Origin of the sequence: Microbulbifer sp. (assembly GCF_051659245.1) — a bacterium.
Lineage (GTDB): Bacteria > Pseudomonadota > Gammaproteobacteria > Pseudomonadales > Cellvibrionaceae > Microbulbifer.
Map to the genome: position 1 here is coordinate 1 of NZ_JBOFOC010000166.1, position 11,574 is coordinate 11,574.

The following is an 11,574-nucleotide window of genomic DNA, read 5'->3' on the forward strand; positions in this document are numbered from 1 at the left end:
CGCGGAGAAGCCGGTGGGCACGGTGTGGATCGCCTGGGCCACATCCGCGGGGCAGGAGCCGGTGACCATCCGGGCGCAGTGTTTCCATTTCGAGGGAGACCGCGCGGCGGTCCAGGCGCAGACGGTGGCCGAGGCGCTGAAGGGGATGCTGGCGCAGGTGCGGGCACATCCGGAGTGATTCGCGTTGCGCCGGAGCCTGCTTGCAGGCGGCCAAATTGCCTGGAGCAATTTGGCACAGCGAAGCTGCCCGAAGGGCGGGGCACAGGGCTGTGCTTCGTAACAGAGCGGGCTTCGCAGCCGTTCGCTTGCAAGCAAGCTCCCACATGCCACGATCGCCCGAGTCCCGAGTCCCGAGTCCCGAGTCCCGAGTCCCGAGTCCCGAGTCCCGAGTCCCGCAAATCACTGGTTGCTTATACAGTAATCCTTCGCTAAGCTTGCCCCCAACAAACAACGCTCAAACACACGGGAAGGGTCATGGATTCCAACAAAGACAAGGCACTGCAGGCGGCGCTGTCTCAGATCGAGCGCCAGTTCGGCAAGGGTACGGTGATGCGCATGGGGGACAAGGAGCGCGTCCAGATTCCGGCAATATCCACCGGCTCCCTGGGCCTGGACGTGGCCCTGGGCATCGGCGGTCTGCCCCGCGGCCGAATCGTCGAGATCTACGGCCCGGAATCCTCCGGTAAAACCACCCTGACCCTGCAGGTCATTGCCGAAGCCCAGCGCAAGGGCGGCACCTGTGCTTTCGTCGATGCCGAGCACGCGCTGGACCCCATCTATGCGGAAAAGCTCGGCGTGAATGTGGACGAACTGATCGTGTCCCAACCGGACACCGGCGAACAGGCGCTGGAAGTGGCCGATATGCTGGTGCGCTCCGGCGCGGTGGACGTGCTGGTGGTGGACTCGGTGGCGGCGCTGACCCCGCGCGCGGAGATCGAGGGCGAAATGGGCGATTCCCACGTGGGCCTGCAGGCGCGGCTGATGTCCCAGGCGCTGCGCAAGCTCACCGGCAATATCAAGAACACCAATACCCTGTGCGTTTTCATCAACCAGATCCGCATGAAGATCGGCGTGATGTTCGGCTCGCCGGAGACCACCACCGGCGGCAACGCGCTCAAGTTCTACTCCTCTGTGCGCCTGGATATCCGCCGCATCGGCGCCGTGAAAGAGGGCGAAGAGGTGGTGGGCAACGAGACCCGCGTGAAGGTGGTCAAGAACAAGGTGGCGCCGCCGTTCAAGCAGACCGAGTTCCAGATTATGTACGGCCAGGGGATCAACCTGCTGGGCGAGATCATCGACTACGGCGTCAAGCTGGGCCTGATCGACAAGGCCGGCGCCTGGTACAGCTACAAGGGCGACAAGATCGGTCAGGGCAAGGCCAACGCGGTCAAGTTTCTGAAGGAAAACCAGGAAATCCGCGACGAGGTCGAAGGCCAACTGCGCGCGCAGCTGCTGGGTGATCTGGTGCCGGCGAAGCCCGAAGAAGTTGTAGAATCCCCGGAAGAGTAGGATGGGCAAAACGAGCGACAGCGAGTGTGCCCATCAAGATACCGCTGAAGGCGGGGCTCAAGCGCTCTACGGTGCGGCGCTTGAGCTGCTCTCCCGCCGCGAGCACTCCCGCCTCGAATTGCGGGAGAAGCTCGCGAATAAATTCCCCGGCGCCGATTTCGATGCGCTGTTCCAGCGCCTGCAGGATCTCAACTACCAGTCCGATCACCGTTTCGCCGAGGTCTTCGCCCGCTCCCGGCTGCACCGAGGCCAGGGACCGCTGCGCATCCGCCGCGAATTGCAGCAGCGCGGTATCGACGGTGACCTGATCAACAGTGCGCTGGAGCAGTTGGAGGCGGACTGGTTTGCGCTTGCCGCGGAGCAGCTGCAGCGCAAATTCCGCAGTCCGGTCAGCTCCGCCCTGCCGCGCGACCAGCAGCTCAGGGAACGAGCGCGGCGCCAACGCTATCTCGCCTACCGCGGTTTTCCCGCCGACGCCATCAACTGGGCGCTGGACGCGGAGGAATCCGGCTTATACTCTGACCTGAATCTGTAGGAACGGCTCCCCTGGGAACGCCGAGCTCCAGCTCGGCACGCGGGCCGCAGGCCCGCTATCGCGGCCAGCGGCGGATGGCCGCCCCGCCGCTCCTACAAAGATGATGAGGCCGAGAACAATAAGCGCGAGAATTCCCCATGATCCTGTCCATCGACCAGGGCACCACCGGAACCACCGCCTTCGTCTTCGATACCAGCGGCACGCTACTGGGCCGCAGCTATTCCGAACTCCCCAATTACTATCCCAACCCCGGCTGGGTGGAACAGAAAGCCGAAGAGATCTGGCAGGTCACCCTGCGGGTCTGCGCCGCGGCGCTGGAGCGGGCGGGGATTGCCGCCGCCGATCTCACCGCCCTGGGCATCACCAACCAGCGGGAAACCACCGTCCTGTGGGACCGGAAAACCGGCGAGCCGGTATGTCCGGCGATCGTCTGGCAGTGCCGCCGTTCCGCGGAACTGTGCGCCGAGCTGGAGCGCGCGGGTAAAGCCGAGTGGCTGCTCGAGAAGACCGGCCTGGTACTGGACGCCTATTTCTCCGCCAGCAAGCTGCAGTGGTTATTCCGGCAGCAGCCGGAACTGCTGGCCCGCGCCCGCGCCCGCGAACTCTGCTTCGGCACCGTGGACAGCTGGCTGATCTGGAAGATGAGCGGCGGCCGCGCCCATCTCACCGACCACACCAACGCCAGCCGCACCCTGCTGTACAACCTGGAAGAGAGAAACTGGGACGACGAGCTGTTGGCGTTGTTCGAGTGCCCCCAGTCGCTGCTGCCGAAGATACTGCCCTCCGCCGGACATTTCGCCGCCACGGATCCACAGGTGTTTCTCGGCGCTGAGGTGCCCATCTGCGGGGTGGCGGGCGACCAGCAGGCATCCCTGTTCGGCCAGGGGTGCACGGACCCCGGCAGCATCAAGAATACCTACGGCACCGGCTGTTTTATGCTCGCCTACGCGGGCGCCGAGCGGCCCCGGGTGCCCCGGGGCCTGCTGACAACTATCGCCTGCGATCCCGCGGGAGCGCCGGTCTATGCCCTGGAAGGCGCGGTATTCAATGCCGGCTCCGCAGTGCAGTGGCTGCGGGACCAACTGGGCCTGATCCAGCATGCTGCGGAGACTGAAACCATCGCCAATGGGGTGCCGGATACCCGCGGTGTCTACCTGGTGCCGGCGTTCAGCGGGCTGGGCGCGCCCCATTGGGATTCCGCCGCCCGCGGCACCATCTGCGGCCTCACCCGCGGCGCCGGCAAGGCGGAGCTGGTGCGCGCCACCCTGGAGTCCATCGCCTACCAGAGCGACGAACTGGCGCAGCTGATGGTGGAGGGGCTCGGGGTGGAAATCAGCCATATCCGCGTCGATGGCGGCGCCAGTGCGAACAATTTCCTGATGCAGTTCCAGGCCGATATCTCCCGGGTGCGCGTGGAGCGGCCGCGGCAGATTGAGTCCACCGCCGTGGGTGCGGCACTGCTGGCGGGTATCGGCGCCGGTATCTGGCGTGCCGGCGGGCTGCCCCAAAGCCTGCTGGAGATCGAGCGGGACTTTGTGCCGCAAATGGAGCCGGCCCGTCGCGACGAACTGGTCGGCGGTTGGCGCAAGGCGGTGACGGCCTGCCGGACGTTCAGATGACAGAGGATGAGATGACAGAGGGCAGAGGTCCTATTCTGAAACGAGGCTGAAACCAGGAGGGGAACAGCTATGTCGGTCAATGAAGAGATGCAAAACACCATCGCCGATATGGTGGACGGTCGTCGCGGGATTCTCGCCGCTGATGAGAGCAACGGCACCATCGCCAAACGGTTCGACTCCGTGGGGGTTGAATCCACCGAGGAGCACCGCCGTTTTTACCGCTCGCTGCTGCTGTCCGCCGAGGGGCTGGGTGAATACATCGGCGGGGTGATCCTGTTCGAGGAGACCCTGGGCCAGGTGGACGACAGCGGCACGCCGCTGCCGCAGCTGGCGGCGAAGCAAGGGATCGTTCCCGGTATCAAGGTGGATAAGGGGAAGGGCCCGCTGCCCGGTGCGCCGGGGGATATGATTACCTACGGTCTGGACGGCCTGGCCGAGCGGCTGGACGGCTACAAGGAGCAGGGGGCGCGCTTCGCCAAGTGGCGCGAGGTCTACCCGATCACCCCGGAGAACCCCACCCAACTGGGGTTGACCGCGAACGCGGAAATGCTCGCCCGCTACGCGGCGGTGTGCCAGTCCAGGGGAGTGGTGCCGATTGTGGAGCCGGAAGTGCTGATCGACGGCAATCACAGTATTCAGCGCAGCGCCGAAGTGAACGAGCAGGTATGGCACGCGGTGTTTCACGCCCTGCACCAGCACGGCGTGGTGCTGGAGCTGATGATCCTGAAGCCCAGCATGATCACCCCGGGCAAGGAGTGCGCCAAGGCACCCGCCGAACAGGTTGCGGAGTACACCATGCGCAGTCTGCGCCGCACCGTACCCGCCGCGGTGCCCAGTATCAATTTTCTCTCCGGCGGCCAGGGGCCCGAAGAAGCCACGATCAATCTCAATGCGCTCAACCAGTTGTGGCATGCCCCCTGGCAGCTCAGTTTTTCCTACGGCCGCGCGCTGCAGGAGCCGGCGCTCAAAACCTGGCAGGGCGTCGACGATAACGGCCCGGCGGCACAGCAGGCGCTCCTGAAGCGCGCGGAGCTCAACCACCTGGCGATGTTGGGGGAGTACCAGGAGGGGCTGGAGCGCGAGTAGGGTGCGCCGTGCGCACCGGAATGCCCGATGGTGCGCAGGGCGCACCTGCACCTGGTGACCGGATAACAACAATAAATTGGAGAGAAAAATGGAGATGATTTCCCGAGGCAATCGCCTCCACTATCGGCGCTGGTGGGTCGAAGGGGCGCTGGGCGCCGTCGTGGTTGCCCACGGGTTGGGCGAGCACAGCGGACGCTACCGGCAACTGGCGCGGCAGCTCAACTGCTCCGGCTTCAGCGTCTACGCACTGGATCACTACGGCCACGGCCTGTCCGAGGGGTCGCGCGGCCATATCGACGACTTCGCCCACTACAGCGAGGACCTGCACCACTTTATCCGCCTGGTTAAACGGGACAACGCCGGCTGCGGCCTGCACCTGCTGGGTCACAGCATGGGGGGCGTTATCGCCTGTGGCTGCGCGGTGCGTTACGGGGGCATAGACAGCCTGATTCTCTCCGCGCCGGGATTTCGCGGCTGCCGGGAGCCGGGCTCCCTGGAGTGTTGGCTGGCCCGGCGGCTGGCGGTGCTGGCGCCGCGCCTGACCCTGCCCAATCGCATAGATCCGCGCTGGCTCAGCCGCGACAGCGCCGTGGTCGAGGACTACCGGGCGGACGATCTGGTGCACGGGCGAGTATCGCTGCAGTGGTTTGTGTCCTTCCTGCGCGAGCGGGACTACCTCTATCCCCGCCTCTCACAGATCACCGAGCCGTGCCTGCTGTTGCTGCCGGAAGCGGACAAGGTGGTGGATGCCGCCACCAGCCGCGCCTGGTTCGAACGCCTGGGCAGCGGGAACAAACAGCTGTACGCTTTTCCCGATGCCTATCACGAGGTATTCAACGAGGAGGAGGAAGGGCCGCGGGCGCAGGAGCTGCTGCTGCAGCACCTGGAATTGCTGCTGCCCATGCCGGCAGCCGCGGTTTCCCGCTGATCCCAAGCGTTGTACTATACGCGGTCATTTTGGGGGCCGCACGGGTCCCGGTGAGTGGGGACAGGGTATGGATAAAAAGCTGCTGAGTCTGTTGGTGTGCCCGGTGAGCAAGGCGCCGCTCGAATATCACGAGGACCGTCGGGAGTTGTGGTGCAAGGCCAGCGGCCTGGCCTATCCGGTGCGCGACGGCATACCGGTGATGCTGGAGTCCGAGGCGCGCCAGCTGACCGCCGATGAAAAGCTGGACAAGAGCAACTGACGCCCATGGCCGAACCCAGTGTATTCAGCCGGATCATCTCCGGCGAAATTCCCGCCGAACGCGTCTACGAGGACGATCAGTGCATCGTCATCGAGGACCGCGCTCCGCAGGCGCCCACCCACCTGCTGATTATTCCGCGCAAGCCGCTGGTGAACCTGTCCGAGGCAGAGGCCGGCGACAAGCCGCTGCTCGGCCACCTGCTGTGGGTGGCCGGGGAGCTGGGCCGCAAGCTGGGACTCGAGGGGTTCCGCCTGGTGGTGAACAACGGCCGCAGCGCGGGGCAGACGGTTTTCCATCTGCATATCCACCTGCTGGCTCAGAGCAAGATGCGCGAGCGGGATTTGGCGTCGGGACCCGGGGCCCGGGATCATCGGGACCCGGGCGCGACGGAATGAAGTGCAATACTCCCGGACCGTGCCCGCGACCGGGCACCTGAAGTGGATTCGAGTTTTCGGTAATCACAACCAATTCCGGGTCCCGGGTCCCGACGGTCCCGGGTCCCGTCTGTAGTAGGAAATACGCTGGATGAAAAGCGCACAGATACGCGACGCCTTCCTGAATTACTTCGCCGAGCAGGGCCACACCATTGTGCCCTCAAGCTCCCTGGTGCCGGGCAACGATCCCACCCTGCTGTTTACCAACGCCGGCATGGTGCAGTTCAAGGACACCTTTCTCGGCCTGGAGTCCCGCCCCTACAATCGCGCGGTCAGCTCCCAGCGCTGCGTGCGCGCCGGCGGCAAGCACAACGACCTGGAAAATGTCGGCTACACCGCCCGCCACCACACCTTTTTTGAAATGCTGGGCAATTTCAGCTTCGGCGACTACTTCAAGCGCGAGGCCATCCGGTTCGCCTGGGAGTTTCTTACCCAGGTGTTGAAACTGCCGGAGGAGCGTCTCTGGGTCACCGTGCATATCAGCGACGACGAGGCTGCGGATATCTGGCAGAAGGAGGTGGGAGTAAGCCCGGATCGTTTCTCGCGCCTGGACGAGGACAACTTCTGGCAGATGGGTGACATCGGCCCCTGCGGCCCCAGTTCCGAGATTTTCTACGACCACGGCCCGGACGTGCCCGGCGGCCCGCCCGGTTCCGACAACGACGACCTGGACCGCTATATCGAGATCTGGAACCTGGTATTCATGCAGTTCGAGCGCTCCGCCGACGGCGAGCTGCACCCGCTGCCCAAGCCCTCGGTGGACACTGGCATGGGCCTGGAGCGCATCGCCGCGGTTCTGCAGGGGGTGCACTCCAACTATGAGATCGACCTGTTCCAGGCGCTGCTCAAGGCCGCGGGGAAAATCGTCGGCTGTGACGACCTGGAAGAAAAATCCCTGCGTGTGATCGCCGATCATATCCGCTCCTGCTCCTTCCTGATCGCCGACGGCGTCATGCCCTCCAACGAGGGCCGCGGCTTTGTGCTGCGGCGTATCATCCGCCGCGCCGTGCGCCACGGCCACAAACTGGGGCACAAGCAAATCTTCTTCTATCAACTGGTGCAGGCCCTGGCCGAGCAGATGGGCGACGCCTATCCGGAGCTGCGCGAGAAGCAACAGATTATCGAAAATGCCCTGCGCAAAGAGGAAGAACAGTTCGCCAAAACCCTGGACAAGGGCATGGCACTGCTGGACGACGCCCTGGCTACCCTCGAGGGCGATGAGATCCCCGGTGAACTGGTCTTCACTCTGCACGACACCTACGGATTCCCCACCGACCTCACCCAGGACATCGCCCGCGAGCGCGGTCTGACCCTGGATATGCCTGGCTACGAGGAGGCCATGGAAGCCCAGCGCCGGCGCGCCCGCGCCGCCGGCAAGTTCAAGCAGGAGTACGCCGGCACCCTGGACCTGGAGGGGGCCAGCGAATTTCTCGGTTATGAAACCACCGGAGCCGAAGGCACGGTGCTCGCCATCATCAAGGACGGCGAGCAGGTACAGCGCCTGGAGGAAGGCGAGAAGGGCGCCGTAGTACTGGACCGCACCCCCTTCTACGCCGAGTCCGGCGGCCAGGTGGGCGACAGCGGCTATCTGGAAAGAGAGAGCGATCGCTTCGAGGTGCGCGACTGTACCAAACAGGGGGCGCACCACCTGCACAGCGGCAAAGTGCTGAGCGGCGGGATCGCCGTGGGCGACAAGCTGCACGCGCGGGTATCCGCGGACGTGCGCCAGTCCACCGCGCTGAATCACTCCGCCACCCACCTGCTGCACGCGGCCTTGCGCAAGGTACTCGGTGAACACGTGACCCAAAAGGGCTCGTTGGTGGACTCGGAGCGGCTGCGCTTCGACTTCTCTCATCCGGAGGCGGTTACCGCCAAGCAGTTGCACGCTATCGAATCCCTGGTGAACGCACAGATTCGCGCCAACACGCCGGTGGAAACCGAAGAAACGGATATCGAAACTGCCAAACAGAAGGGTGCCATGGCCCTCTTCGATGAGAAGTACGGCGACCATGTGCGCGTGCTGTCCATGGGCGAGATCGACGACGGAAGCCCCTTCTCCGTGGAGCTGTGCGGGGGTACCCACGTACAGCGCACCGGCGATATCGGCCTGCTGCGGATAGTGGCCGAGAGTGGTATCGCCTCCGGTCAGCGGCGTATCGAAGCGGTGACCGGAGCCCATGCCCTGGCCCTGTTCGACAGCGCCCAACAGCGGCTGGAGCATGCCGCCGCCCTGCTCAAGGCGCGCCCGGATACCCTGGCGGAGAAGGTCGAGCAGTTGCTGGCCAACAACCGCAAGCTGGAGAAAGAGCTGGCCCAGCTGAAAACCAAACTGGCCAGTGGCAGTGGCGGTGATCTCGCCAGCCAGGCGGTGGAACTAAACGGGGTCAAACTGCTGGCCGCCTCTGTCGATGGCGCCGACGCCAAATCCCTGCGCGACTTGGCGGACCAAATGAAGAACAAGCTGGGCAGCGGCGTGGTGTTGCTGGCCGCCCCCGGGGAAGACAAGGTCGCCCTGGTGGCCGCGGTTACCAAGGATCTGACCGGCCGTATCGCCGCCGGCGAACTGATGCGCTTTGCCGCCGGTAAACTGGGTGGCAAGGGTGGCGGTCGCCCGGATATGGCCCAGGGTGGCGGCGCCAATGTGGCCGCGTTGCCGGCCATGCTGGCAGAGGTGCCGACCTGGGTCGAAGGGCATCTGGGTGGTTAGTGATCGACGGTAGGTGACCAGCAGTGGCACCCGAGTACCTGATCCCTGACCACCAAGTACTCACCACTGGTCTTTTTAGGCCAAGTTAATACTTGTTAACGACTGATCAGTTGATTTCAGCGGAGTTTGGTGATTTAGTGCGCGGCTTGCGCGAATAGCTGCCGCGAGTGTATAACCTTGTAGCAGTAAGGAAACACTTAACCCCATGAGTTTGTTTGTGCAGAAATACGGCGGTACCTCGGTGGGCTCTATCGAGCGCATCGAGGGGGTGGCCGATAAAGTGGCGGCGTTTCGCGGGCAGGGCCACGAGATGGTAGTTGTGCTCTCCGCCATGAGCGGCGAGACCAACCGCCTGATCGATCTGGCGTATCAGGTCCAGGAGAAGCCCGACCCCCGCGAGCTGGACGTTCTGGTATCCACCGGTGAGCAGGTCACCATTGCCCTGCTCACCATGGCGCTCAAAAAGCGTGGCTATGACGCCTGTTCCTATACCGGGGGGCAGGTAAAGATCCTCACCGACAACGCGCATACCAAGGCGCGCATCCAGCGCATCGATGTGGAGCGCATGCGCCGGGACCTGGACGCGGGAAAGGTCATCGTGGTGGCCGGCTTCCAGGGGGTCGATGAGGATGGCAATATCACCACCCTCGGCCGCGGCGGTTCCGACACCACCGGTGTAGCCCTGGCCGCGGCATTGAATGCCACCGAGTGTCAGATTTATACCGATGTGGATGGCGTTTACACCACCGATCCCCGCGTGGTGGACAGTGCCCGCCGGCTGGACAGGATCACCTTCGAGGAGATGCTGGAAATGGCCAGCCTGGGGTCCAAGGTGTTGCAGATTCGCGCGGTGGAATTTGCCGGTAAGTACAAGGTGCCATTGCGCGTACTCTCCACCTTTGAAGAGGGTGGCGGCACTCTGATCAGTCTGGATGAGGAAAGCAACGAGATGGAACAGCCAGTCGTTTCCGGCATAGCCTTTAACCGCGACGAGGCCAAATTGACCATTCGCGGTGTGCCGGATAACCCGGGGGTGGCTTGCCGTATCCTGGCGCCGGTTGGCGCTGAGAATATCGAAGTGGATGTGATCGTACAGAACATCAGTTCCGTCGATGGCACTACCGACTTCACCTTCACCGTGCACCGCAATGACTTGGTCAAGGCCCGGGAGGTGCTGGAGCGGGTGGCGGAGGAGCTGGGCGCCAGGGAAGTGGTGGCCGACGACAAGATCGCCAAGGTCTCGATTGTCGGTGTGGGCATGCGCTCCCACGCTAATGTGGCGAGCAGGATGTTCGAGGCTCTGGGGGAAGACAACATCAATATCCAGATGATCACCACCTCAGAGATCAAGATCTCGGTGATTATCGACGAACGTTACCTGGAGCTGGCGGTGCGCGCGCTGCACAGTGCGTTCGAGCTGTCTGACCCCGGGAGTGAGTAACTATAACCAGAATGAAGGCGGCGACGCGCTTTCCATAGCGATTTAGTCATTTGGCGTAGAGTCCGACCTGTTGAGATTTTGATCGGCTGGTCAATACTGAATACAGAGATGGACAATATTCGACTTCTAGCGCCGCCATCCGGTTATGATGACCATAAGCGCAATGTGAGGGGAACTCCGATTGTGCTTTATCACAGGATGATCAAGGAGAAGTAGGTAATGCTGATTTTAACCCGCCGGATTGGCGAAACGCTGATGGTTGGCGATAATGTGACCGTGACTGTGCTGGGCGTGAAAGGCAACCAGGTTCGAATCGGGGTCAATGCGCCGAAAGAGGTGGCAGTGCACCGCGAAGAGATTTACCAACGCATTCAGCGCGAAAAGCAATCCCCAGAAGAGGGCGGCACCGACGAATAGCAGTTCCGGTGTCCGTCACAAGAAAGGCCGGGTTTCCGGCCTTTTTTAATGGAATGCGCAGCCGCATTTCACGCTTTCCGGGCGTTGTACAATAAGTGCCCCGGCGGCGGCGATCGGCAAAAAGTTATTGATTCCCCATTGATTTTTGTCTGGCCGTTGGTATGATGCCGTCCACTTTCAGCGGTCCACGGGCATTGACTGCCACATCGCTGGGAGAGGAGTTTTACGGTGAGATGGCCGAGTGGCTGAAGGCGCGCCCCTGCTAAGGGCGTATGGGTTAACGCCCATCGAGGGTTCGAATCCCTCTCTCACCGCCATCTAAAAACACCCTCTTTTGAGAGGGTGTTTTTTTTGCTCCGATTCGCCCGACAGGTGTCTCTCAAAAAAAATTGGGAAAGCGCTTGTCAGGCGGAAAGAGGCGGCTATAATGCGCGCCACCTAAAGGGCCGCCGGAGACGGCAGTCCGGGGGATTCAAGGCGAGGCTGAAGGCCGGTTCCGAATCTCCCAAAAACGCCTACAAAAGCGCTTGCCAAAGTAGGCCGGATGTGTAGAATACGCGTCCCACGGTTGAGGGCCTGGCGCCCGACCGAGCTGTTTAACAAATCGATCAAGCAATGCGTGTGGGTGCTTACGGAGCG

11 protein-coding genes and 1 tRNA gene are annotated in these 11,574 nt (G+C 63.1%); all 12 read left to right on the forward strand.

Features of this window, described 5'->3' with window-relative positions; translation table 11 throughout:
- Positions 1-13 precede the first annotated feature (13 nt).
- The 12 genes from ACRC0P_RS16020 to ACRC0P_RS16075 all read left to right on the forward strand — a co-directional run bounded on the left by ACRC0P_RS16020 (position 14) and on the right by ACRC0P_RS16075 (position 11,252).
- A complete protein-coding gene (locus ACRC0P_RS16020; RefSeq protein WP_438632319.1) occupies positions 14-178 on the forward strand; it encodes a CinA family protein in 165 nt (54 codons plus the stop codon).
- 296 nt (positions 179-474) lie between these two features.
- Entirely contained in the window at positions 475-1,509 is a 1,035-nt protein-coding gene (gene recA / locus ACRC0P_RS16025; protein ID WP_438632309.1) for a recombinase RecA, read from the forward strand.
- A gap of 1 nt (position 1,510) precedes the next feature.
- Entirely contained in the window at positions 1,511-2,044 is a 534-nt protein-coding gene (locus ACRC0P_RS16030; protein WP_438632310.1) for a regulatory protein RecX, read from the forward strand.
- Positions 2,045-2,181: 137 nt separating this feature from the next.
- On the forward strand, positions 2,182-3,663 hold the full coding sequence (glpK, locus tag ACRC0P_RS16035; RefSeq protein WP_438632311.1) for a glycerol kinase GlpK: 1,482 nt from the start codon (positions 2,182-2,184) through the stop codon (positions 3,661-3,663).
- Positions 3,664-3,732: 69 nt separating this feature from the next.
- Positions 3,733-4,749 (forward strand): class I fructose-bisphosphate aldolase, encoded by a 1,017-nt coding sequence (locus ACRC0P_RS16040; RefSeq protein WP_438632312.1) that lies wholly within the window; start codon positions 3,733-3,735, stop codon positions 4,747-4,749.
- Between the two features lie 88 nt (positions 4,750-4,837).
- Entirely contained in the window at positions 4,838-5,677 is an 840-nt protein-coding gene (locus ACRC0P_RS16045) for an alpha/beta hydrolase (protein ID WP_438632313.1), read from the forward strand.
- A gap of 67 nt (positions 5,678-5,744) precedes the next feature.
- A complete protein-coding gene (locus ACRC0P_RS16050; RefSeq protein ID WP_438632314.1) occupies positions 5,745-5,936 on the forward strand; it encodes a Trm112 family protein in 192 nt (63 codons plus the stop codon).
- 5 nt (positions 5,937-5,941) lie between these two features.
- The gene (locus tag ACRC0P_RS16055; protein ID WP_438632315.1) at positions 5,942-6,331 is read left to right on the forward strand and encodes a histidine triad nucleotide-binding protein; all 390 of its coding nucleotides are present in this window, start codon (positions 5,942-5,944) and stop codon (positions 6,329-6,331) included.
- A 130-nt stretch (positions 6,332-6,461) separates the two neighbouring features.
- Positions 6,462-9,077 (forward strand): alanine--tRNA ligase, encoded by a 2,616-nt coding sequence (alaS, locus tag ACRC0P_RS16060; RefSeq protein ID WP_438632316.1) that lies wholly within the window; start codon positions 6,462-6,464, stop codon positions 9,075-9,077.
- Positions 9,078-9,282: 205 nt separating this feature from the next.
- Complete coding sequence (locus ACRC0P_RS16065; protein WP_438632317.1) at positions 9,283-10,518, forward strand: aspartate kinase; 1,236 nt, start codon at positions 9,283-9,285, stop codon at positions 10,516-10,518.
- A gap of 219 nt (positions 10,519-10,737) precedes the next feature.
- Positions 10,738-10,935 (forward strand): carbon storage regulator CsrA, encoded by a 198-nt coding sequence (gene csrA, locus ACRC0P_RS16070; RefSeq protein WP_438632318.1) that lies wholly within the window; start codon positions 10,738-10,740, stop codon positions 10,933-10,935.
- 227 nt (positions 10,936-11,162) lie between these two features.
- Positions 11,163-11,252, forward strand: a tRNA-Ser gene (locus tag ACRC0P_RS16075).
- The last annotated feature ends 322 nt before the right edge of the window (positions 11,253-11,574 follow it).

Coding starts and splice junctions, on each gene's coding strand:
- recA (WP_438632309.1), top strand. CDS start 475: ATGGATTCCAACAAAGACAAGGCACTGCAGGCGGCGCTGTCTCAGATC.
- ACRC0P_RS16030 (WP_438632310.1), top strand. CDS start 1,511: ATGGGCAAAACGAGCGACAGCGAGTGTGCCCATCAAGATACCGCTGAA.
- glpK (WP_438632311.1), top strand. CDS start 2,182: ATGATCCTGTCCATCGACCAGGGCACCACCGGAACCACCGCCTTCGTC.
- ACRC0P_RS16040 (WP_438632312.1), top strand. CDS start 3,733: ATGTCGGTCAATGAAGAGATGCAAAACACCATCGCCGATATGGTGGAC.
- ACRC0P_RS16045 (WP_438632313.1), top strand. CDS start 4,838: ATGGAGATGATTTCCCGAGGCAATCGCCTCCACTATCGGCGCTGGTGG.
- ACRC0P_RS16050 (WP_438632314.1), top strand. CDS start 5,745: ATGGATAAAAAGCTGCTGAGTCTGTTGGTGTGCCCGGTGAGCAAGGCG.
- ACRC0P_RS16055 (WP_438632315.1), top strand. CDS start 5,942: ATGGCCGAACCCAGTGTATTCAGCCGGATCATCTCCGGCGAAATTCCC.
- alaS (WP_438632316.1), top strand. CDS start 6,462: ATGAAAAGCGCACAGATACGCGACGCCTTCCTGAATTACTTCGCCGAG.
- ACRC0P_RS16065 (WP_438632317.1), top strand. CDS start 9,283: ATGAGTTTGTTTGTGCAGAAATACGGCGGTACCTCGGTGGGCTCTATC.
- csrA (WP_438632318.1), top strand. CDS start 10,738: ATGCTGATTTTAACCCGCCGGATTGGCGAAACGCTGATGGTTGGCGAT.